This is a genomic window from Rathayibacter sp. AY1H2, from assembly GCF_002931985.1.
Lineage (GTDB): Bacteria > Actinomycetota > Actinomycetes > Actinomycetales > Microbacteriaceae > Rathayibacter.
This window is the reverse complement of sequence record NZ_PSUV01000002.1, coordinates 183,123-204,646: the sequence shown is the minus strand read 5'-3', so window position 1 is coordinate 204,646 and position 21,524 is coordinate 183,123. Positions and strand designations below refer to the sequence as shown.

The following is a 21,524-nucleotide window of genomic DNA, read 5'->3' as shown; positions in this document are numbered from 1 at the left end:
CGACCGCCCCCCGAGCTCCGCCCGGCACCTCCCCGCAGCGGGCGAGGTGCGACATGATGGCCCGACTGCACGAAGCGGGGGACGGCATGGCGCGGAGCACCGGAGCGGACGGCTCCCCACGCGAGAGCGGTGGGACGGACGAGGGCGGCACCGACCCGCGCTACCACGCGGGCTTCCAGCGCGGCTACGACGGACGCGGCGCCGAGCGGCGCGGCAGCGGAGAGGAGCGCCTCCGCTCCCCGTTCCTGTCGGGCGGCGCCGCGGGCACCGGGCGCTCGGCCGGCCGGAGAGGCGGCGGGTCCGCTCCCGAGCACGAGGACGTGCGATCGGTCGGCGGCCCGACGGGCTCCCGAGTCTCCGGCCGACTCACCGCTCCGGAGCGCGCGAGAGCGGCGGTGCGGGCCGTCCCGACACCCGCGGAGCCGACCGCGCCCCGACCCGCGGAGCCGACAGTCCCACTCCCGACCGAGCCGACCGTCCCGCTCCCCGCCGAACCCGACTCCGCTCCCCGCGACGCGGCACCCGGCTCCGGTGACCGTCGCGACGCGACCGACGCCGACCCCCGCCCCGCCGTCCCCTTTCGCCGCATCGCCGGAGCCCTGGGGGTCGTCGGCGCCGTGAGCGTCCTCGTCGGACTCCTCGCCCTCTGGAACAGCTCCCACAGCTGGTACGACTACTCGCCGTCGCAGAGCGCCTTCGGGCCCGAGCAGTACCTCCGCGTGCTCAGCGACAACGCGATCGGACCGTTCCTCACCGTCGGCCTGATCGCCCTCGGCCTGGCGGTCGTGGTCCCGCTGCTGAGGGCTCCCCGCCGATGAAGCGGGTCCGCCTGCTCTGGGCCGCCGCGATCGCGGTGACCGTCGTCCTCTGGGCCGCAGTGCTCGCGCTCCCGGTCGTGGTCCTCCTGCTGCCGAACCAGTACCAGGGCGATTCGATCACGGTCCCGCCGGAGCTCTACGTGCGGCAGGCGCTCGCGATGGTCGCGCCGCCGCTCCAGACCGCCGCCCTGGTGATGCTGGGAGCGCTGATCGTCGTCGCGGTCGCGCGGCGCCCGCCGGCGAAGGCCCGTACGACGGACGCGGCGAGCGGCTGGGACGACGCCGTGCTCCTCGACCCGGACGGCCGCGAGCAGCGCGGGACGGGCCCCGCAGGCCGCTGAGCATCCGCTGCTCGATCGGAATCCGCCTCCCGGGAGCACCTGCTGCTCCCCGGTCGGAAGCCGCTCCTCCGGACGCACCCGCCCCTCACACCGGCAGCAGCTGGAACCGCTCCCGCGCCGCCCCGCCGGCGACGAGGTCCGCGAGCAGCTCGCCCAGGACCGGACCGAACGTGAAGCCGTGCCCCGAGAACCCGGTCGCCAGAGTCACGCGGCCCACGCGGTCGAGCACGAAGTCCTCGTCGGGCGTGCTGTCGTAGAGGCAGCTGATCGGAGTGGCGCTCGCCGCGTCCACGCCCGGAATCCACTCCGCGACGTAGCCGACGAGGCGGGCGAGCGCTCCGGGCTCGGGCTCGAAGGAGCGCTCGTCCGGATCGACGACGACTCCGGTGCTGTGCTCGCCCACCTTCACCCCGACTCCGGGCGTCGCGAGCCCGTAGACGACGGGCAGGCCGACGCGGTGGTGGGCGAAGCTCGGCCAGGAGTCGAGGGGCAGGTCCGTCGCGAAGTGCGCGGGCTGCTCCTGCGTGACGCGCAGCGGAGGGAGGCGTCGGCCGGCCGCGCGGACGAGGCCGTCCACGAGCGGAGGCGTCCAGGATCCGCCGGCCACGACGACCGCGTCGGCTTCGATGGCGCCGTCGGTGGTCAGCACGCGCACGTCGTCGGCGCGCTCCTCGATGCCCAGCACGCGCGTCCGCGTCCGGAGGACGGCGCCGCGTCCGAGGGCGGAGTCGAGCATCGCGTCGATCGCGGCCGCCGCGTCGAGGCGTCCGCCCTCGGGGTGCAGCAGGACGTCGGTCTCGAAGCGGAGTCCCGGCCAGCGCCGCTGCGCCTCGTCCGCCTCGATCCGCACCACGGGGATCCCGTCGCGCAGGAGGACAGCCTCGACGGCGGCCAGGACGGCGGGGTCGCCGTGGTCGATCGCGCCGACCGGGTGCAGCAGGCGGCGGCCGGTCTCGGCCTCCAGCCGTGCCCAGGCGCGCCCGGCCCGTCCGGTGAGGGCGCGGTAGTCGTCCTCGAGGTAGCCGCGGCGGAAGATGCGCGTCGCGCCGTGGGACGAGCCGCGGTCGTGGCCCCGCTCGAACTGCTCGACGAGCACCACGCGATCGCCGCGCTCGGTGAGGGCGCGGGCTGTCGCCGCTCCGACCAGGCCGGCTCCGACGACGACGACCTCACGGGTCACGGGGTCTCCCGGGAGGCGCGGCGCACGCCGAGCAGGACCACCAGACGGAGGAACCCGACGAGTCCCATGCCGATCAATGCGGCGATCAGCATCAGCACGGCGACACCGGCCACCCAGGTCGTGTCGCCGGTCACCGACTGCGCCGCGAACTCGGTGCAGAACAGCGCCAGCCCGGCGTAGCTCAGGATGAGGACGGTGATCGTCCCGGGACGGCGGAGGCGCTGCGCCGGCGTCCGCCAGAGGGCCGGCGGCTCGAGCCAGCGGCGCAGCAGCCGGATCACGAGGGTGCCGACGAGGCCGAGGAAGCCGGCCGCGATCAGGATGATGCCCGCACCTCCCAGCCCCGACGCCTCGACGCCGGCCAGCTCGAGGGCGATCCCGATCGCGACGCCGACGGCTCCGGCGCCCCCCGCGATCATGGCCGCCCATACTCCGAAGCCGCCGCGGAGGACGCTCTCACGCTCGGGACGTGACGGGTCGGCGTCCATCGGACGCTGCTGACGCGGACGGATCGGCGCAGGGGGAGCCGACGCCGGCGCTGCTGCCGGAGCGGCCGCGGACTCGGACACGCCCCAGACCGGAGCGGCGTCCGGCGTCTGCGACTCGATCACGTTCTCCCGCACCGGCACGTAGCGCAGCGGCGCGTCGATCCGCACCTGCGGCCGCCCGCGCACGACGATCGTCGCCCCCAGGTCGGCCCCGCGCTCCAGCGCGACGGGTCCGAGGAGGAGCCCGACCGCCGGATCGATCCGCCACGCGTCCGACCGGGGAGCCGACCCGTACCACTCCGCCGACACGGCCCCGCCGAGATCGACCGAGATCGGCCGCCCGTCGCTGTAGCTCGTCACCGGCACGAGCGAGCGGCCGGAGTTGCGCACCCGCGCGCCCACCCGCCACCAGTCGTCCCCGGCGTGCGTCAGCCGCACCTCGACGTCGACCAGCGACGCCGGCACCGCCCGCCGCCGTCCGATGACCACCGCGACAACCGCGAGCCCGGCGATGACCAGCCCGCCGAGCAGGCCGACCACTCCGATGAAGATCTCCATGGGAGCAGTCAAGCAGGCGCGGGTCGACGGCGCGGGCGCGACGAGGTGGCCTCCGCGACGCTCGATCCCGGCCGTCGACGCCGTCGCTCCGCGCGGCCGCCACCCCTGTTCCCGACCCTCCGCCCGACCGTCGAGCCCGGAGCGGGTCACTCCGCATACTGAGGAGGCGCGTCGCGTCGACCGCATCGCGGGTCTCGTGGCAGGAGGGGTCGATCATGCGCCACTGGCCTACGTCCCCCGTGCGCCGGCGCCCTCGTCGACGGGCCGGCGCGATCCTCGCTCTGCTGGGGGCCGCGGCGCTCGCCGCCGCAGCCGTCGCACTGTCGGACACGGCGGGAGGAGGCGGACCGGAGGCGGTGTCCTCCTCGGCCGGTGCTTCTGCGGCGTCGAGCAGTCCGGCTGCTCCCGCGCCGAGCAGCCCCTCGGCGGACGTCGAGCCGTCCGCTCCGGAAACGGAGCCGTCAACTCCGTCCCTCGCGACGCTGGCCGCTCTCCCCTCGGTCGAAGGCCCCGCCGCCGTCCCCTACGACCGCGACCTCTTCGGACAGGCGTGGTCGGACGTCGACCGCAACGGCTGCGACACCCGCAACGACGTCCTCGGCCGCGACCTGCTCGCCCCCGTGTTCAAGCCCGGCACCCGCGACTGCAAGGTCCTCACCGGCACCCTGATCGACCCCTACGACGGCGCCTCGGTCGCCTTCGTCTCCGGGACCGACACCTCCCGCCTCGTGCAGATCGACCACGTCGTCGCCCTCGGCTGGGCGTGGCACCACGGCGCCTGGTCGTGGACGGACGAGCAGCGCCTCGCCTTCGCGAACGATCCCGCGAACCTCGTCGCCGCCTCCGAGCAGACCAACCGCGCGAAGAGCGACGCCGGCCCGGGGGAGTGGCTGCCACAGGCCGCGGAGCTGCGCTGCGGGTACGTGGAGCAGTTCGTGGAAGTGCTCAGCGTCTACGGGCTCGGGATCGACGCGCGGGACCGGGCGGCGTCGGAGGCGGTGCTGGCGGGGTGCGGGGAGTGAGGGGCCGGTCCGGCCGTCGCGAGCGGAGCGTCGGCGACGGATGTCGGTTGCGCCGGCCAGAATGGCTGAGCCGAGAGGGGGCCCGATGACCGGGAGCGCGTACGAGGACTTCGACTACGAGGGGGAGCTGCCGATCGTCTGGAGGCGGGCTCTCCCCTGGCTCGAAGGGCACGCGACCGCCGACAGGGCGGAGCTCCGCTCCGTGCTCGCGGAGGCGGACCCCTCGGATCCGAGCGCGCGCTCGGCCGTCGTCGAGCACATCGTCGAGCACAGGTCCGCTTCGACCATGGGCGAGCTCTTCCCGTCCGTCCGGGTCCGCGGCCTGCCCGAGCGCATCGACAGCGTCCGGCTCGCCAACGTCCTCCTGAGGGAAGGACTCGTGGACTTCGAGGCACTGGCGCCGATGCGCGTCCGGGGGCTCATGGTCGTGCGCGGCATGGGCGCCCGCAGCCTCACGGATCTCCTGAGCTGGTACGTCGGAGAGGCTCTCCGGACCGGAGAGGACCGTGCGGCGCCGCTCGCCGAGCAGTCTCCGCCGTCTCGACGTTCCCGTCAGGCGGCCGAGGCCACCCCGCGCACGCGGCTCCTCGATGCGCTCCACCTCGCCTCCGCCTGGAACGAGGCGCTCGGCCTCAGCGACGAGCCGCTCCTCGCCGGTTCCCGGGACACGGCGAACGCTCCGGCCGAAGTCGTCGAGGCGTGGTCTCTGCTCGACTCGCTCACCTCTGCGGACTGGAGCGGAGGAGCGCCGGCAGCGACGCTCGCCGAGCAGCTCGGAGTCCACCTGTCGGAGCTGGACGACCGTCAGCGGGTGATCCTGCTCGAGCGGCACACAGCCGGTCGCCGCGCGACCCTCGACGTTCTCGGGGAGCGGTTCGGCGTCACTCGCGAACGGGTCCGCCAGCTCGAGGTGCGCCTGCGCGCCGCTCTGCCCCTCTGGCTCGAGCGCGATCAGGCGCTGGCCTTCCGCGCCTCCGCGGTGAGGGCCCGCATCGGAGCGCTGTCCCACCTCGACGGGCTGTCCGACGTCCCCGGACTCCTGGACGAGATCGACGACGACGGCACGTCGGCGCTCGCCGTGCTGGACGCCGTCGACGACGGTTTCGAGGGCGACGGCGCCTGGTTCGCCGCGCCCTCTCTCGGGGCCGCACGCGCCGAGACGGCCGTCCGGTTCGCCGACCTCGTCGATCCTCACGGCGGAGCGACCCACGCGGAGGTTGTCGCCTCCTTCGCCGAATGGACGTCGCTCAGCGAGAAGAGGGTCGTCGAGTGGATGGCGATGCTGGGCCACGTCCGCATCGGGGACGTCTGGACGAGTTCGCGTCGGAGGTCGATCGGCGATCTCGCAGTCGTCCTGCTGAGCAGCGAGGGCGAGCCGAGGTCCGTCGACTGGATCGAGGCCGCTTTCGAGGGCGAGCGCGAGGTCCGGTCGATCCGCAACGCCCTCGCAGCCGACGCGCGTCTGGTCCGGGTCGGCCGCGACGACTGGGCGCTCGCCGAGTGGGGCGGAGAGGCCTACACGAGCATCAAGGACGCCATCGCCGCAGAGGTGCGCCGCAACGACGGAGCGGTCGCGCTCGACGCGCTCCTGGAGGATCTACCGGAGCGGTTCTCGATCTCGGCGAACAGCATCAGGACCTACGCCGGAGGCTGGCCCTTCGTCGTCCAGGCCGGAGTGGTGCGCTTCGCGGAACGCAGAGCAGTCGTCCGGACGAAGCCGGGGATGACCAGGAACCTGTACTTCCTCGACGAGGGGCGCATCGCCTTCCGCATCGACGTCACCGGGGAGCACCTGCGGGGGAGCGGGACCATGCTCTCGTCCGGAGTCGCCCTCGCGCTCGGCGTGGCCCCCGGGGAGACCAGGCAGTGGAGCGGGGACGGGTGGGGTCTGACGATCACCTGGGCCCGCACGCAGCCGATGATGAGCACCCTCCGCGCAGGGCTCGCGACCATCGACAGCGCGGCCGGAGACAGCGTGCGGCTCGTCTTCGACGGCGAGCACGTGACCGTGGCCGGCATCGAACGGCCGGACGACCTGCTCGCCGTCATGGGCATCACCACCGCGGACTCCTCGACGATGGCCCGCGCGGTCGGCCTGCCCGAGGAGGCGAGCCGTGAGGAGCTCGAGGCCCGGCTGGAGGATCGGGGCGAGGGGGAGCTCGCGAGCGGGCTGGCTGAGGCCGGCCTGGGCTGAGGGGAGGGCGGCGGGGCGACCGCCTCAGTAGGCGTCCGCGGCGATGAGCCCGTGCTCCGCTACACGAGCCAGTGCTGCGAGAGCCCTCGTGGCCTGCCGCTCGGTCGGGGGCTTCCCCGGAGCAGTGAGGCGCTCGATCTGGGCGCGCTCGATCGGGCTGACGATACCCCGCTCGACGCCCTCGCCTAGGGCAGTCGTCCACACCGCCGACGGGACGTCGAGCACGCGCTGGACAGGATCCGCCTGAGGTGCCGGGTCCAGATCGGACTGGGGGGCCTCTGCGGCAGCATGCGCTCCTCCCACCTCGACCAGCTCGTCGACAAGGGCGGCAGGCAGGACGAACCGTCTCTTCTTGGCCGAGTCCCAGCACGCGACCTGCTTCGCCCACTGCGTCACGTTGATCTGCAGGCGGTAGGGGTCGGTAAGCACTCCGTGCATGGCATGCGCGAGGTCGAGGAGGACAGCCTCAGTGCGTGGTCCGAGCCGTTGCTCGCGCCAGACCCGCTCGAAGTCGAATCGGTAGCCGGGCATCTGTCGTCCGAGCTCGTAGGCGAACTTGGATATGGCGTAGGCGACGATGTTCGCGAGGTAGCCGGTCGAGTACCAGTCCGACTGCATGACCGCGGCGCGTAGCCGGTTGTACATGATGACCTTCGCGATGCTGTGCCGGAAGTACTCGTCGTCCACGGCGTCGGAGGCCTCTTTCCAGAGCCGGTCCGTCTCGGCGGCGAATGCCACGAAATTGCTCTGCGCACCCCTGCTGACCTCGTGGGGCTTCTGGTCCCAGGAGAAGGCGAACTTCGCCCAGTCCGTCTTCGCGATCACCTGGGCCCGGGGGAACTCGAGCTCGAACCGCTTCTGCTCCGGCGCCGAGCGCGCATTCTTCGAGTTCTCGTACTGCCCGCGGGTCCGCTCGTAGAACCAGCCGGTCGTGAACTGTGCACCGTCCTTCGCCGGTGCCTTGACTCGGAGACTGATCTGCTCGAGCTTCACGTGGTACGGGCTGTTCGAGAAGAAGTCGGCCTCGCTGACCTTGTTCTGACTGTTCGCGTAGCGGGAGACCTTCGCAACGAGTTCCTGAGCCTTGACAGGGGCAACCTTGACGAGCTTCATCTGGACGAAGACGCCGTCGAGCGACCTGTCCTTCGCCTGACGCACGAAGTGAGCGAGGGAGGACGTCGTCTGGCCTCCGTTGACGATCTGCCAGTTGTCGATCGCGGTCAGGTACGTCCCCCCGTCGCGCTGCTCGACGGTCACGTCGGAAGCGGTCGTGGTCAGGCCGTTGTTGTAGGCAAGGAACATCTCGGGCTCCTCAGCCAGCGTGGTCTGGATCCCCTTGTTCACCTTCCCCCGCGCACTCAGGAAGGTCCTCACATTCGATTCCAGCAGCTGGCTGCCGAACCGCTGGAAGGCGTCGGCGAGCACGCGGCCGGGGAGGACGGCGAGGTAGCTCTGAGCCTCCGCGCCGTTCTCCGCTCCGACCAGGCAGGGGAGGCCCTCGGGCATCCACTCCGTCAGGTCGAGCCGGATGTCATCCCGGCCGCTCTCCGAGGCGGCCAGCTCCTCGAAGCGGCGCAGATCCCAGATCGAGTAGGACGCAGGCCTGTCGAGGACGACCTCATCGTTGATCGTCGTGACCCTGGCGCTCAGAGTGGCATCGGTCACGAGGAGGAATTTGAAGCGCTGGAATCGGGCCAGATTGTCCCTCAGATACGCGGCATAGTCAGCCTCTCGGGAGCTGGGCTCGAGGTGCTCGGTGAGCCATCCGTCGAGTGCGTGCTCCAGGAAGGCGGCACCAGCGCCGAAGATCTTGTCCGACTCGGACTTCGTCAGCACGGCGCCCGTCGTCCCACGGAACGTCCCGACGATGATCACCAGCGAGTCGTCCGCGGAATCCTCTGCGGAGCCGAGGAGCTCGAGCTTCCTGCCCCGTCGCCCGATGCACCGCAACGGCTCGACCGTGGCATCGAAGACGACCTCGGCGTCCTCGAGACGCTCCACGAGCTCCTCGCCGAAAGCCTGGACTGCGAAGGAGGACGAGCCGGCGGCGCGCAGGGCGATCTGCTCGCGGAGATCTTCCTCGAATGTCATTGGTGCGTACCTCGTGTTGCTGATCAGTGCAGTCGGAGACTGGCGGTGAAGTCGGACAGCGACGTGATGTCCAGGCGGTAGCTGACGCTCCTGACGGCGGCCGGCACCGAGTGCGCGCGGATGCGCGGGAAGCCCTCCAGGACGTCGAAGGCGAGCATCTCGCCGAGGCGGAACCACCAGTCGGCGTAGTACGCATCGTCGCGGTCGAAGCCCAGCGTCTCGACCGCGTCCCGCCACAGCTTCCGGGAGACAGGATCAGCATCGGCGGCCTCTGCGAGCGCGTCGAAGAGCTGAAGGAGATTCCTGGCCTCGCCGTCGTCGGCGTTCGAGCGCTCCATCGGAAGGACCGCGAGCTGGAGAGTCGTGTTCGCGGGCTCGAGCTGCTGAAGACTCGAGATCGTCACCTCCATCGACGGCAGGCGTGCTGACTTCACCTCGACGCAGTGCCCCGAGGGGAAGATGAAGTCCTTGCTGTTGCCGTAGGGGCCGCTCCAGGCGCGGAGAGCGCCCGACAGGGAGTCCGCTTCGTCTGCAAGGCTCTCGAGCATCGAGAGCTCGGCCATCAGTCCGCGGAGCGCATCCTCTCCCAGACGACCCCGGGGCCTGGCGAGGAGGTCCCGGAACGACTCCAGGCTACGCGCGAAGATGTCCACGCTCGCTGAAGCGCCGTCCGCTCTCCCGCTCTCGTCCAGGAGGTACTGGCACAGCGCCAGGAAGGCCGGCTGCACCTCTGAGTCCGACGAGCTGATCCTGAGGTAGCTCGTCGCGGAATGCACGGACTGCGTGAGCTGGACGTTAAATCCTCGACCGCCGTCGATGAAGTAGGCCGGCATAGACGGAAGCTCGAGGACGAGCGCAGGTTTCTGCTGGCTGTTCTGCGCGAAGACGCGCAACCACAGGTGCCGAAGCTTGACTACCTGGCCATCCGTCCCTCTCAATACCGCAGCGAATGCCTCGTCGAGTCTCACTCCTCGTCCCCCGCGAGCTCCTCGTCGTCGGGAAGTCCCAGGTTGAGCCGGGCGAAGACGGTGTTCGCGACGAAGCGAGCGACTCGATGCTTCTTGCTCCCAGCCCGCTCGGCGTCGTCGGGTGAAACAGGAAAAGCCACCACTACAGCGATCAGGGGGTCCTCCGGGGTGAACTGCAAGTCTGACTTGCGATCGCCGCCAGCTTCATGCTTCGACAGCATTTCAGAAGAGGAGTTCTTGTTGATCACAGAGAAGACGAGGAGAAGGGGGCGTACCAGCGCGCCCCTGATAACGTCCTGGTCGGACAGGCGCCTCTTCTTGCCCGAAACGTCGACCTCGAGCCCGTCCTCCAACTCGAGGATGCGAGCCGTGTCCATCGCGTTACGAATATCTGCGCCAGCTGCTACTCGCCGATTCCCGAAGCGCACCGAGCCGCCTGAGGCCGCCTCGAGGTTGTTGCGAATGCTCGGTTTAATCGCCCGGGGCAGTCCGAGCACGTTCGTCGTCTCATCATGCCGGCCTTCAACGAAGCCGACGTCCCAGGTCTCCGAGTTGACTGCATCGGCCAGGTGCGCGGCGAGCTGGGCCTTCCCACCGCTCTTGTTCGTCCTCCCGAAGAAGGTCTCGCTGTCGTGGCCGCGGAAGCGCGAGAAGAATCGCGCAACCACCTCGGCAGGCACGTTCGACCACACCATCGAGGAGCGCGTCTCATCCGGACCGCTGCCCGCATCCTCCTGCAGCGTCTCGGCCAGCTCCCTCGCCGCGTCCAAGTTCCTCTTCCTGTCGAGGGGATCGTTCGACAGCACATGAGACTCGAACGATGCGCCGTCGATGTCGACCTCCCCCTCGATCTGCGCGGCGTGCTTCTGCTTGTTCGCTGCGGTGATGAGGAACGCCTCGGGATGCCGTCGCATCTTCAGGCCGAACTGCTGAGGCGTCATCTTCAAGGAGTTCATCAGCCGCAGCGAGCCCCGCAGGTCGTCGGAGACGTCGGCGACGTACTTGAAGAGATCCACCACTGTGGAGTCGATCCAGACTCGGACAAGGTCCTCGTAGCCCGGACGGTAGCCGAACCACCGCCCCATCTGGAGGAGCGTGTCTGCTGCGGCGGCCTTCCGCACGAAGTAGCTGACCTGGAGCCCCTCGAGGGTGAGACCTCGAGCCAGCACATCGCCTCCGACGAAGATCGTCGGGAGCCGGGACTCGGCCTCCCGATCCTCTCGGGACATCTCGCTCAGCCGCTTGTTGCGCGGGCCCATCGTCCCGCTGTTGACGAGCACGACGCTCACCTCCTCGACGATTTGGAGGAGCAGCGGTCGCAGCTCGGCCCAGGAGGCTTCGTCGGCGAACTCGCCGTCGAAGGTGTCCTTCAGGATCGAGGCGGCTGTCGTCGTGTCGCCCTCCTCCTCCGGCATGGCGTACTCAGCCAGCACCGCCCGCCGGACATCGTCCACGAAGTTCTGGACCTCCGCGGTCACATTCGACTGGACGTCGTTGAAGCGCGAGACGTTGATCATCATCGATGCCGGTCGCACTGATCCATCGCGCCGGCGCCGGATGGCTGTCCCGACGAGGAACGCGCTGATGGCCTCAATCAGCGTGCCGGGGAGCTCGTCGAGCTGCGCCGTCCGCTTGTGAGTGAAGGGCAGCACCTCCAGGCAGTCCTGGACGTCGGTCCTGATCCGCGGGTCGGAGCCCCCCGCGTCGCGACCGAAGTACGCCTCGACGCCCGTGTAGTTCGAGGGGCTCTCCAGGGCCTGGATGAAGTCGCGAGGGAAGAGGTCCTCCTCGACAGAATCGTCGATCAGCACATTCGCGAAGGGCGTCGCCGTGATGCCGAGGTAGGAGCTGCGGCTGGAGGTGGCGAGCAACCGGCGGATGACGCGGTTGACTGCCGCCGCGTCATCCTCGGTCTTGGTGTTGACTGACGCCCAGTCGGCCTCGTCGTCGACGACGACGAGCGGCGCGGTGAGCTTCCCCTGGTGAGCCTGTCCGACGAGGTAGTTGGCGAGGTTCGCGAGCACTCGGGCGTTCTTCTTCACGACGAAGATCGTCGGAGTGTCGCCGCCCAGCGCTACGACCCCGGCGTTCTTGCTCGCCGCGCTGAAGTCGGAGCGGGTCGTCGTGAGTATGTTGCTCTGGATGGACCCGTCGATCGCTCCGACCCCGATGCGCATGTTGGCGTAGCGGGAGTCGATGTTGTCGGCGATGTACACCGAATCGACGCCGGTCATGTCCTTGTCGAGGCGCTGCTGCGTCTGACGGCGGAGGTCCTCCGTGTGTCCGCCGATGACGACGACGATCTTGTAGCCGTAGTCGATGGCCTTGTTGAGGATGCCCAGATAAGTCGCTGTCTTCCCCGACTGGACCTCGCCGATGACAAGTCCGCGACGGGCCCACTCGCCGCCCACTTTGGGATCGCCCATGCGCTCGAGGATGATGTCCGTCTGCTCGTCGAGCTTCCTGATGACGGTCGGGCCCCACTCCCGGTTGACGAGGAGCTGCTGGTACGCGTTCCAGCGCTTCGTCTCAATCGTCTTCTTGCGCTTCTCCAGCCACTCCGTGAAGGTCGTCGGGTCGACGACGACCGGCCCGATGATGATTGTGACCTCGTGGAGCTCCGTCACTCGTGCGATGACGGCGTCGACATCCCCTGGTTGCAGGTGCGGACCGACGATCGGCGCGAACAGGCGCGCCTTCGTCTCGAGCTCGTCCAGCTCGATTGAGTCATCGTTGACGAGCAGACCGGTGAGCATGTCCAGGAGCTTCTTCTTGTCCTTCTCGACGGCGGTGGTCGTCATGCGGGTGCGCTCCAGATCTGAGTGATGAGTCCGTCGAGGTCCTCGACGCGGTCGAAAGGCTCCGTGGCGCGGAGAGTGGAGGCCACCTGCGCCGGAGGAAGGTCGCCGAAGCCGCCCGAACGGCGGAGTGCCGCGAGCTGCGCGAGAACGTCGGCGGTAGCTGCCGCCGGTGCGGTGCTCGTCTGGCCCTTGGCGGCTTCGATGTAGAGATCCGCGGTCGGGAAGGTCTGGGCGAGATCGGTCAGCAGCCGGGAGAGCTGGCGCTTCTGCTCGTCGGTCATCGTCTCCTGCAGGGCCGCGACGAGCGGGTGCTCGGCGTTCACCTGGTAGCGGGAGCCCTCTCGATCGGTGATCTTGTCCCACATCCTGGCGATGGTCTCGCCGGACACGCGCCTTCCTCGGAACGTGTGGACCCGCTTGCTGCGATCGATGACCTTGTCCATGACCCGCCGGAAGTGGAGGCGGAAGGCCTGAGGCGGCTCCGCACGTGACTTCTTGATGTCGAGCTGCCAGAGGTGGTCGACGGTGTTCGGGATGTCGACCATCACGCGGGACTGCTTGGAGAGCTCCTCGCGACGGGAGAGCCCGAACCAGTGGCCGTAGGAGATGAGGCGGCGGTTCCGGTAGATGTAGAAGCCCTGGCGCTCGCGCATCCCGGCGCTCAGATCCCAGCGCTCGCGGTCCTTCTTCGAGAGTGCCGACGGGTGCGGGAGCGTGTAGGCCTGGAACTCGATCCTCTGCCCCTCGATCGTGAGCGGCTCGCGGTGGGACTGCTGCGTCCGAGGGTTCTTCGACAGGAAGGGATCGAGCGCCGGAACGTCGAGGCCGTTGACGCTGATGACGAGGGGGCTGCGCGTTCCGTCGTCGAGGAACCGGTGGAAGGTGAGGGAGAGGTGGCCCCTGAGGTCGGCCAGCCGCTCCGCCATGACGAGATCCGGCCGTGACGCGGCGCCGAGCATGTAGTCGAGCTCCTGCCACACGATCAGCGTCCCCGACGGTCGGGAGAGAAGCGCATCCGCCCGGGGAAGCGACGTGTACTCGTTCTCGGCAAGCACGCTCAGGGACCATTCACCCGACGAGAGGACGTGGTCGATGTCCCACTGGAGAGCCGTCGTCTGAGCGTTCTTCCGGGTGAGCACGGTCAATCGCCGCGCCTGCGAGAGCGATGCGGTCTTGAGGCCGAGGCCGAACCGTCCGAGGTCGTTTCCCGCTCTCGTCGTCGTGCGCGCGCTGCCGGCGAGCTGCAGTGCTGTCCGAGCCTCGTCGGGGCTCATCCCCGCGCCGTCGTCCAGGACGGTGAGGAATGAGGAGTCCACCGGGTCGCCGACGATCTCGACTCGGACCGCCCCAGCGCTGATGCTGTTGTCCACCAGGTCTGCGATAGCCGCGTGGAACGAGTACCCGACGGAGCGCATCGATTCGAGCAGCTCCACGCCGGGAACAAGAATCTCGTGCTGCAAGCCGCCCCCTCGATGAACTCATCGACAGCCTAAGGGCAGGAAAGGACACTGAGTTCTCCGCGGAATGCCGAGGCCGGGTGCGATGAAGCAGGAGATGAGGCGCAAGCTGGTGGGCCTTCGGGCATTCCCGCACCCGTGCAGCCGACTCCTCCGGGAACGGTAAGCTGCTCCTGGCCCGACGGGGCATCGCGCGTGCTCAGCGGGGAACGCTCGCGCGGCGGTGCGCAGCTGCTCCGCTCTGCGCATGTCAGTGGCAAGCCGCACACTGTGTCGGGGTCGAACGAGAGGCAGCACGTGGACTTCAAGATGGGTGAGCTCTTCTGCGGACCGGGCGGGATGGCACTGGGTGCGCATCGCGCTGCGCAGGGGCTCGATGTTGGCCTCGAGCACGTCTGGGCCAACGACTACGACGCGGACACCTGTGAGACCTACCGTCTGAACATCCCCGGCGCCAGCCGGGAGTCCGTGATCCACGGCGACGTCCGCACCCTCGACACCGCTGCGCTCGACCCGATCGACGGCTTCGCCTTCGGATTCCCGTGCAACGACTTCAGCCGTGTCGGCGAGCGCAAGGGGATGATGGGGCGCTTCGGGCCGCTCTACAAGTACGGCGTGAACGTGCTGAACGAGCACTCGCCGTCCTGGTTCGTCGCCGAGAACGTGGGCGACCTGAAGGGCGCGAACGACGGCCACTCCTTCCGTCGGATCCTCCGCGAGCTGGAGGAAGCGGGGGACCAGGGCGGATACGTCCTGACTCCGCACCTGTACAAGTTCGAGCAGTACGGGGTGCCCCAGCGCCGGCACCGCATCCTCATCGTGGGCATCCGGAGGGACCTCGACGTCGAGTTCCGCATCCCGGCGGTGGAGCCCTATGCGCACATCGACAACTCGGCGGGCAATCGGCTCGAGAACCCGCCTATCGGCCCCGACGTGACTCAGAACGAGCTCGCCAAGCAGAAGCCCTGGGTCATCGAGCGGCTCACGCACATCAAGCCGGGGCAGAGCGCGTTCACTGCGGAGCTCCCTGAGCACCTCCGACTCAACGTCACAGGCGCGACGATAAGCCAGATCTACAAGCGTCTCGAGAGGGACAAGCCCTCGTACACCGTCACTGGTTCGGGCGGCGGCGGTACCCACGTCTACCACTGGGATGAGCCGCGAGCGCTGACGAATCGCGAGCGCGCCCGACTCCAGACGTTCCCGGACCAGTACCAGTTCGTCGGGGGAAGGGACAGCGTGCGACGCCAGATCGGCATGGCCGTGCCGGTGGAGGGGGCGGAGGTCGTCTTCTCCGCGCTCTTCAAGTCATTCCTCGGGGTGGACTACGAGACGACGCACACCAACCTTCCCCGCTCTGTCGCGAGCGTCCTGAGCTGAGGCCGGACCGCGGAGTGGGGGCAGAGTCGTGGGCGAGCACGCCCGGCTCCCGCCGGTCCATGCTCGGCAACAAGCGAAGGGACACCCGTCCTGAGCTCGAGGTGCGCCGTCGACTCCATGCCAGGGGGCTCCGCTACAGGGTCGATCACGCTCCGCTGCCGGGACTGCGGCGGCGTGCAGACGTCGTCTTCACCGCTCGTCGGATCGCGGTCTTCATCGATGGCTGCTTCTGGCACAGCTGCCCCGAGCATGCCACGCAACCGAAGCGGAACGACGGCTACTGGACGGCCAAGCTGCAGGCGAACACCGCGCGGGACCGCGACACGGATGAGCGCCTGACTGGAGCGGGATGGCAGGTGCTCCGCTACTGGGAGCACCAGGATCCGGATGAGGTAGCGGCAGATGTGGAGAGCGAATGGCGCAAGGCGGTCCTGCGCGGTGCGCGACTCAATCCAGGTGGAATGCCGTGATCAGGACCTCGATGAGTTCGCGCGCCATCTTCTCGTCGAGCTGGAGGGTCTGACTGCTCTTGGGGCCGGACTTGCGGTCATCTGATCCGAAGGTCGACAGATGGACGTAAGTCCGGCCGTCATCGGACTGGATCTCCTGGAAGGTGCAGTCGACCTCGGTCGGATGAACGGTGACCCGCTGGTCGCCGCGCTCCAGCGATCTGATCCTGGCCATTGTTTGCTCTTCTCCATGCTCATCCGGATGAGGTCGACGACTACTCTCGCACCGACGCGGCAGAATGATGTTGTCCCGCTCTTAGTGACGAAGGCTCGTGTCGGTCCGATGAATGATTGCGCTCACCCGTACACCCCCCCTCTTTGACGCCCCACCCACCCCCGTGTTACGTTCGCTCTCGGACATGTGACTGGTCGTGCAGGCAGGATCCGACGAAACGCGTAATGAGCGTCGTCGGGTCCTTTTTTTGTGCCCGGACGCCTCCTGACGCTCCGCCGGAGCACCGATGACGGTGCCGGAGGGGGCGGGGACGGCGACGGACGGCCGGGCAGCACAGCGCAGGGAAGCGCGCGTCCCCCCACACCCGGAGGAGTACCGATGAGTACCCAGGAGAGCGCGAAGGCGATCCTCGAGCACGTCGGCGGCGCCGCCAACGTGGCGAAGCTGCAGCACTGCTCGACCCGTCTGCGGTTCGCGCTGGCGGACGACGCGAAGGCCGACGTCGAGGCGTTGAAGGCGGTGCCCGGCGTGATCGGCGTCGTCACCGGCCCGCAGACGCAGGTCATCGTCGGCAGCGGCGTCAGCGAGATGTACGCGGCGGTCGAGAAGCTGCGCGGCGGCACCACCGCATCCGCGGAGCAGGCGAAGCAGCCGCGGTCCCTCAAGCGCCTCGGCGCGACGATCATGGACTTCGTGGTCAGCGTGTTCACGCCGATCATCCCGGCCATCGCGGGCGCCGGCATCTTCAAGTCGTTCCTCGTCCTCGCCTCGGCGCTGGGCTGGCTCGACCCGGCCTCCGACAACTTCAAGCTGCTGTCCGCCATCCCGGACGCGGTGTTCGGCTTCCTGCCGCTGCTCGTCGCCTACACGAGCGCGAAGAAGCTGGACGTGAACCGGCCGCTGGCGCTCGGGCTCGTCGGCGTCCTGGTCTTCCCGGCGTTCACGACGCTGCTCAACCAGGAGGGCGGCGTCGCCCTCTTCGGCATCCCGGTGCCGGTCATCGCCTACAACGCGCAGGTGTTCCCGGCCATCCTGGCCGTGCTGCTGCTCTCGGTCGTCGAGCGCTTCTTCACGAAGCACTCGTGGGGCCCGATCCGCACGTTCTACGTGCCGCTGATGTGCCTGGTGATCGTCGCTCCGGCCACGATCTTCCTGCTCGGCCCCCTCGGCTACTGGCTCGGCTCGATGCTCACCGGCGCGATGATCGGCCTCTACGGGGCGCTCGGCTGGGTGGCCGTCGCGCTGCTGGCCGGCGTGCTCCCGCTGATCATCTCGGTCGGCATGCACAAGGCGTTCATCCCGCCGACCATCGCGACGATGGCCAGCGCGGGCAAGGACACCTTCTACCTCGCCTCCTCGCTCGCCCACAACGCGGCGGAGGCGGGCTCCAGCCTCGCGATCGCCCTGCGCACCAAGAGCGCGACCCTCCGCGCCACCGCCTTCTCGGGCGGCCTCTCGGCCCTCTTCGGGATCACCGAGCCGGCGCTCTACGGCGTCACGCTGCAGAACAAGCGCGCCCTGGTCTCCGTCATCACGGGCAGCGTCGTCGGGGGCGCCTACATCGGCGCCACGCAGGTCGCCGCGTTCGCGCTGGTCAGCCCCGGCGTCGCGAGCATCTCGATGTTCATCGACGGGCTGAACCCCTGGAACCTGCTCAACGCCGTGATCGGCCTGCTGATCTCGGTCGCCGTCTCGTTCGTGGTCTCCTTCGTCATCTGGCGCGACGACGCCTCCGCCAGCGTCCAGGCGCTCGGCGACGTGGCGGCCGACGCCGGGAGCCCGCTCGCGCTGCAGGCGCCGCTCACCGGCTCCGTCATCCCCCTCTCGGAGGTGCCGGACCCCGTGTTCTCGGCCGGCGTACTCGGCGAGGGGCTGGCGATCCGCCCCACCGACGGAGCCGTCCGGGCGCCGTTCGCGGGCGAGGTCATCGCGCTGCTCTCCTCCCGCCACGCCGTGGGGCTCCGCCGCGCGGACGGCGTCGAGGTGCTCATCCACGTCGGCATCGACACGGTGCAGCTGGACGGCGCGCCGTTCGAGGCGCACGTCGCGGTCGGCGACCGGGTCGAGGCCGGGCAGCTCCTCCTCACCGCCGACCTGGCCGCGATCACCGCGGCCGGCTACGACACCACGACCCCGGTGCTCGTGACCAACTCCGCCGAGTACACCGTGCTCGTCGAGGCCGCCGAGCGGATCACCGCCGGCGACCGGATCATGACCGTGACGCAGAGAGAGAAGGAGCTCGCCGATGGCGCTTCCTGACGGATTCCGATGGGGCGGCGCCCTCGCCGCCAACCAGGTCGAGGGCGCGTGGCGCGAGGGCGGGCGCGGCCCGGCGGTCAGCGACGTCGCCTCCTACAAGCCGAAGGCGGACCCGAAGGAGTACGCGATCCACCACCGCAACACGGTGGAGAGCATCACGGCGGCGATGTCCGACGACGACACCGAGTACTACCCCAAGCGCCGCGGCATCGACTTCTACCACCGCTACCCCGGCGACCTCGCGCTGTTCGCCGAGATGGGCTTCACCACCCTCCGCGTCTCGATCGCCTGGACCCGCCTCTACCCGACGGGGGAGGAGGCGGAGCCGCTCGAGGAGGGCATCGCCTACTACCTCGCCCTCTTCACCGAGATGCGGCGCCTCGGGATCGAGCCGCTGGTCACGCTCTCGCACTACGACCCGCCGCTCGCGCTCGCGCTGAAGCACAACGGCTGGGTCGACCGCCGCACGATCGGGCTGTTCGAGCGCTTCGCCCGGACCTGCTTCGAGCGCTTCGGCCACCTCGTCGACATGTGGCTGACCTTCAACGAGATCGACGGCATCATCCGCCACCCGTTCACCTCGGGCGGCATCATTGAGGAGACCGTCGAGGGCAGCGTGGAGCAGGCCTGCTACACGGCCCTGCACCACCAGTTCGTCGCCTCCGCCTCGGTCACGAGGACGCTGAAGGAGCTGTGGCCCGAGTCGCGGATGGGCTGCATGCTCACGATGCTGACGACCTACCCCAACACCTGCCACCCCGACGACGTCGCGGCGACGCAGGCGAAGGAGCGGATGCTCTACCTCTGCACCGACGTCCAGGCGGGCGGCGCCTACCCGCGCCTGGCGCTGCGGGCGCTCGAGAGCCGCGGGGTCGAGATCCCGTTCGAGGCGGGCGACGTCGAGCTGCTGCGCGAGCACCCGGTCGACTTCATCTCGTTCAGCTACTACATGTCGATGACGGAGTCCGTGCGCCCGGACGCCGAGCGCACACCCGGCAACACGGTCCTCGGCGTCAAGAACCCGTTCCTCGAGTCGAGCGAGTGGGGCTGGCAGATCGACCCCGTCGGGCTGCGGATCTCGCTGATCGACCTCTACGACCGCTACGGCAAGCCGCTGTTCATCGTCGAGAACGGGCTCGGTATGCGCGACGAGCTGACCGAGGACGGCCGGGTCCACGACCCGTACCGGATCGACTACTTCCGCGCGCACTTCGAGCAGATGATCCAGGCGGTGGACGAGGGCGTGGAGCTGCTCGGCTACGTGAGCTGGGCACCGATCGACCTGATCAGCGCCTCCAGCTCGCAGATCTCGAAGCGCTACGGGTTCGTCTACGTCGACATGGACGACCTCGGCCACGGCAGCACCGAGCGCTACCGGAAGGACTCGTTCTTCTGGTACCAGAAGGTCATCGCCTCCAACGGCGCGGATCTGGGATGATCCTCCTCTGCCCGGAGGCGCCGTCCGGCTCTCCGGGCAGAGGCCCCGCCACCCCCACCCCAGCCCTGACGCGGCCGTCGACGGAGACACGCATGCAGACCATCAAGAAGGTGCTCAACTCGAGCGTCGTCCTCGTCGTCGACGAGCGCGGCGTCGAGCGCGTGCTCCTGGGCAGGGGGATCGGCTTCGGAGCGAAGGCCGGCGAGGCGATCGAGCCCTCGAGCGTCGACCAGGTGTTCGTGGCGCTGGACGACTCGGATCAGCGCAACCTCGTCGAGCTCCTGGCGCAGATCCCGCCGGAGTTCGTCGAGCTCACCCGCGCGGTCGTCGCCGACGCGGAGGAGCAGGGGCTGAAGCTCGACCCGCACGTGTACCTCGCGCTCACCGACCACCTGCACTTCGCGGTGGAGCGGCAGCGGCGCGGGCTCTCGGTCGCCAACCGGCTGGCCTGGGAGATGCGGACGGTCTACCCCGTGCAGTACGCGGTGGGGGAGCGGGCGGTCGAGCGGATGCGCGAGCGCCTGGACGTGGAGCTGCCCGCCGACGAGGCCGCGAACGTCGCGTTCCACCTCGCCAACGCGGAGCTCGGCAAGGTCGGGATCGACTCGCTCCGGATCGTGCAGCTCATCCGCTCGGTGACCGCGATCATCCAGCACTCCAGCGGAGCCGCGCTCGACCGCGACGACCTCCGCTCCGCCCGCTTCGTGGCGCACCTGCAGTACTTCGCCGAGCGCTTCTTCTCGGGCGGCCTGCTCGAGAGCGAGGACGACTTCCTCTTCACCAGCCTCAGCGCCCGCTACCCGCGCGCGATCGCCTCCGCCGAGCGGGTCCGCTCCTTCGTGGCGGCCGAGTACCAGGCCGCCCTGCCCAACGAGGAGGTCGCCTTCCTGGCCCTCCACATCGCGCGCGCCGCTCCGGAGTAGCGCGCTGACCCCGGAGAACCGCATGCACCGCACCACCCCCGCCCGCCCGACGACGCCCGCGAGCGAGCGCCCGTGAGCGGCACGATCCACCTCGTCCGCCACGCCGAGACCCTCTTCAACGTCGCCGGCCAGCTGCAGGGCTGGTGCGACTCGCCCCTGACCGAGCGCGGCGAGCGCCAGGCGGCGGCCCTCGGAGAGCGGATGCGCGACGTGCCGCTCGTCGCGGCGTTCACGAGCGACCTCACCCGCACCCGCACCACGGCGGCGGCGGCGCTCGCCGGGCACCCGTCGCTCGAGGCCGAGCCGATGGTCGAGCTCCGCGAGTGGCACTTCGGCGCCTTCGAGGGGCAGCCGAACGCCTCGCTCTGGGAGCCGGTGTTCGCCGACCACGGCTACTCCTACGTGCCCTCCTCCGCCGACTGGCCGCGGATGACCGACGCCGGGCTCGACTCGGTGCTCGACGCGATCCACCGCCACGACCCCTCCGGCCGGGCCGACAGCGGTGCCACCGTGCGCGCCCGCGTGGAGGCCGCGATCGCGCGGTTCGCGCCGGCGGCGGAGCACGGGGACGTGCTGGTCGTGACCCATGGAGCGGTGCTGGGGAGCATCCTCCGCGCGCTCGACCCCGCGCACCGGCCGCAGCGGGGCTACCCGAACTGCGCGGTCGTGTCGGTGACGGACGGCGTCATCGGCGAGGTCGACGGGAGCTGCGCGACGGCCTGACCCCGCCCCTCCTCCTCCACGGACGCCCCTGTGCGCTCCGGTCGCCGACCGGACGAGCACGGGGGCGTCCGTCGTGCTCGGGACGCCGGCGGCCCGCACCCGAGCCGCCCCGGACCTGCACGCGCGGCCGCCTCGGGACCTGCACGTCCGGTGATCCGGGACCTGCACTTTCGGCCACCTCGGCGCTGTACCGAAGTAC

Annotated in this window: 17 protein-coding genes; 10 read left to right on the top strand and 7 right to left on the bottom strand. The window is 69.8% G+C overall.

The genetic code is table 11. From position 1 onward, the window contains the following. The first annotated feature begins 53 nt into the window (after nucleotides 1-53). Together C5C29_RS03195 and C5C29_RS03190 are read left to right on the top strand one after the other, a co-directional pair. Nucleotides 54-818, top strand: a complete 765-nt coding sequence (locus C5C29_RS03195; RefSeq protein ID WP_146083450.1) for a hypothetical protein — start codon at nucleotides 54-56, stop codon at nucleotides 816-818. Next, nucleotides 815-1,159 carry a hypothetical protein gene (locus C5C29_RS03190; RefSeq protein WP_104233489.1) on the top strand — a complete coding sequence of 115 codons (345 nt, stop codon included), beginning with the start codon at nucleotides 815-817 and terminating at the stop codon, nucleotides 1,157-1,159. The genes C5C29_RS03195 and C5C29_RS03190 overlap by 4 nt, the downstream gene beginning before the upstream one ends. An 85-nt stretch (nucleotides 1,160-1,244) precedes the next feature. On the opposite strand, the gene C5C29_RS03185 is transcribed toward C5C29_RS03190, so the two are convergent. Then, nucleotides 1,245-2,339, bottom strand: a complete 1,095-nt coding sequence (locus C5C29_RS03185) for an FAD-dependent oxidoreductase (RefSeq protein ID WP_104307932.1) — start codon at nucleotides 2,337-2,339, stop codon at nucleotides 1,245-1,247. Continuing rightward, nucleotides 2,336-3,385 carry a hypothetical protein gene (locus C5C29_RS17370; RefSeq protein WP_104248237.1) on the bottom strand — a complete coding sequence of 350 codons (1,050 nt, stop codon included), beginning with the start codon at nucleotides 3,383-3,385 and terminating at the stop codon, nucleotides 2,336-2,338. Before C5C29_RS17370 ends, C5C29_RS03185 begins: the two co-directional genes overlap by 4 nt. A 215-nt stretch (nucleotides 3,386-3,600) precedes the next feature. On the opposite strand from C5C29_RS17370, the gene C5C29_RS03175 reads away from it, so the two are divergent. After that, nucleotides 3,601-4,407, top strand: a complete 807-nt coding sequence (locus C5C29_RS03175) for an HNH endonuclease family protein (RefSeq protein ID WP_104307931.1) — start codon at nucleotides 3,601-3,603, stop codon at nucleotides 4,405-4,407. A gap of 85 nt (nucleotides 4,408-4,492) precedes the next feature. Then, nucleotides 4,493-6,601 (top strand): sigma factor-like helix-turn-helix DNA-binding protein, encoded by a 2,109-nt coding sequence (locus C5C29_RS03170; RefSeq protein WP_181128726.1) that lies wholly within the window; start codon nucleotides 4,493-4,495, stop codon nucleotides 6,599-6,601. A gap of 24 nt (nucleotides 6,602-6,625) precedes the next feature. Here C5C29_RS03170 and C5C29_RS03165 read toward each other — a convergent pair whose 3' ends face one another. The 4 genes from C5C29_RS03165 to C5C29_RS03150 are packed head-to-tail and all read right to left on the bottom strand — an operon-like array spanning nucleotide 6,626 to nucleotide 13,921. Then, nucleotides 6,626-8,692, bottom strand: coding sequence for an AIPR family protein (locus C5C29_RS03165; protein ID WP_104224066.1), 2,067 nt, complete (start codon nucleotides 8,690-8,692; stop codon nucleotides 6,626-6,628). A gap of 23 nt (nucleotides 8,693-8,715) precedes the next feature. Continuing rightward, a complete protein-coding gene (locus tag C5C29_RS03160) occupies nucleotides 8,716-9,660 on the bottom strand; it encodes a PD-(D/E)XK motif protein (RefSeq protein WP_104307929.1) in 945 nt (314 codons plus the stop codon). Beyond that, nucleotides 9,657-12,461, bottom strand: a complete 2,805-nt coding sequence (locus tag C5C29_RS03155; RefSeq protein ID WP_104224064.1) for a Z1 domain-containing protein — start codon at nucleotides 12,459-12,461, stop codon at nucleotides 9,657-9,659. Before C5C29_RS03155 ends, C5C29_RS03160 begins: the two co-directional genes overlap by 4 nt. Beyond that, a complete protein-coding gene (locus C5C29_RS03150; RefSeq protein ID WP_104224063.1) occupies nucleotides 12,458-13,921 on the bottom strand; it encodes an ATP-binding protein in 1,464 nt (487 codons plus the stop codon). Before C5C29_RS03150 ends, C5C29_RS03155 begins: the two co-directional genes overlap by 4 nt. Nucleotides 13,922-14,215: 294 nt before the next feature. On the opposite strand from C5C29_RS03150, the gene C5C29_RS03145 reads away from it, so the two are divergent. Together C5C29_RS03145 and C5C29_RS03140 are read left to right on the top strand one after the other, a co-directional pair. Further along, nucleotides 14,216-15,298 (top strand): DNA cytosine methyltransferase, encoded by a 1,083-nt coding sequence (locus C5C29_RS03145; RefSeq protein WP_104224062.1) that lies wholly within the window; start codon nucleotides 14,216-14,218, stop codon nucleotides 15,296-15,298. A gap of 59 nt (nucleotides 15,299-15,357) precedes the next feature. Further along, entirely contained in the window at nucleotides 15,358-15,768 is a 411-nt protein-coding gene (locus tag C5C29_RS03140; protein WP_104224061.1) for a very short patch repair endonuclease, read from the top strand. Here the strand turns inward: C5C29_RS03140 and C5C29_RS03135 are convergent. After that, complete coding sequence (locus tag C5C29_RS03135) at nucleotides 15,746-15,982, bottom strand: hypothetical protein (RefSeq protein WP_104224060.1); 237 nt, start codon at nucleotides 15,980-15,982, stop codon at nucleotides 15,746-15,748. The genes C5C29_RS03140 and C5C29_RS03135 overlap by 23 nt on opposite strands. Nucleotides 15,983-16,360: 378 nt before the next feature. Between C5C29_RS03135 and C5C29_RS03130 the strand changes: the two genes are divergently transcribed. The 4 genes from C5C29_RS03130 (at nucleotide 16,361) to C5C29_RS03115 (ending at nucleotide 21,325) form a co-directional block, all read left to right on the top strand. Next, nucleotides 16,361-18,241, top strand: coding sequence for a beta-glucoside-specific PTS transporter subunit IIABC (locus tag C5C29_RS03130; protein ID WP_104307928.1), 1,881 nt, complete (start codon nucleotides 16,361-16,363; stop codon nucleotides 18,239-18,241). Then, on the top strand, nucleotides 18,228-19,679 hold the full coding sequence (locus C5C29_RS03125) for a glycoside hydrolase family 1 protein (protein WP_104256263.1): 1,452 nt from the start codon (nucleotides 18,228-18,230) through the stop codon (nucleotides 19,677-19,679). Before C5C29_RS03130 ends, C5C29_RS03125 begins: the two co-directional genes overlap by 14 nt. A gap of 92 nt (nucleotides 19,680-19,771) precedes the next feature. Continuing rightward, on the top strand, nucleotides 19,772-20,602 hold the full coding sequence (locus C5C29_RS03120; protein WP_104225973.1) for a PRD domain-containing protein: 831 nt from the start codon (nucleotides 19,772-19,774) through the stop codon (nucleotides 20,600-20,602). Between the two features lie 72 nt (nucleotides 20,603-20,674). Further along, entirely contained in the window at nucleotides 20,675-21,325 is a 651-nt protein-coding gene (locus C5C29_RS03115; protein WP_104307927.1) for a histidine phosphatase family protein, read from the top strand. Nucleotides 21,326-21,524 lie beyond the last annotated feature (199 nt).

Excerpts from the sequence above, each read along its gene's own strand:
- C5C29_RS03170 (WP_181128726.1), top strand. The coding sequence starts at position 4,493 with ATGACCGGGAGCGCGTACGAGGACTTCGACTACGAGGGGGAGCTGCCG.
- C5C29_RS03190 (WP_104233489.1), top strand. The coding sequence starts at position 815 with ATGAAGCGGGTCCGCCTGCTCTGGGCCGCCGCGATCGCGGTGACCGTC.
- C5C29_RS17370 (WP_104248237.1), bottom strand. The coding sequence starts at position 3,385 with ATGGAGATCTTCATCGGAGTGGTCGGCCTGCTCGGCGGGCTGGTCATC.
- C5C29_RS03135 (WP_104224060.1), bottom strand. The coding sequence starts at position 15,982 with ATGGCCAGGATCAGATCGCTGGAGCGCGGCGACCAGCGGGTCACCGTT.
- C5C29_RS03130 (WP_104307928.1), top strand. The coding sequence starts at position 16,361 with ATGAGTACCCAGGAGAGCGCGAAGGCGATCCTCGAGCACGTCGGCGGC.
- C5C29_RS03140 (WP_104224061.1), top strand. The coding sequence starts at position 15,358 with ATGCTCGGCAACAAGCGAAGGGACACCCGTCCTGAGCTCGAGGTGCGC.
- C5C29_RS03155 (WP_104224064.1), bottom strand. The coding sequence starts at position 12,461 with ATGACGACCACCGCCGTCGAGAAGGACAAGAAGAAGCTCCTGGACATG.
- C5C29_RS03120 (WP_104225973.1), top strand. The coding sequence starts at position 19,772 with ATGCAGACCATCAAGAAGGTGCTCAACTCGAGCGTCGTCCTCGTCGTC.
- C5C29_RS03125 (WP_104256263.1), top strand. The coding sequence starts at position 18,228 with ATGGCGCTTCCTGACGGATTCCGATGGGGCGGCGCCCTCGCCGCCAAC.
- C5C29_RS03195 (WP_146083450.1), top strand. The coding sequence starts at position 54 with ATGATGGCCCGACTGCACGAAGCGGGGGACGGCATGGCGCGGAGCACC.
- C5C29_RS03165 (WP_104224066.1), bottom strand. The coding sequence starts at position 8,692 with ATGACATTCGAGGAAGATCTCCGCGAGCAGATCGCCCTGCGCGCCGCC.
- C5C29_RS03175 (WP_104307931.1), top strand. The coding sequence starts at position 3,601 with ATGCGCCACTGGCCTACGTCCCCCGTGCGCCGGCGCCCTCGTCGACGG.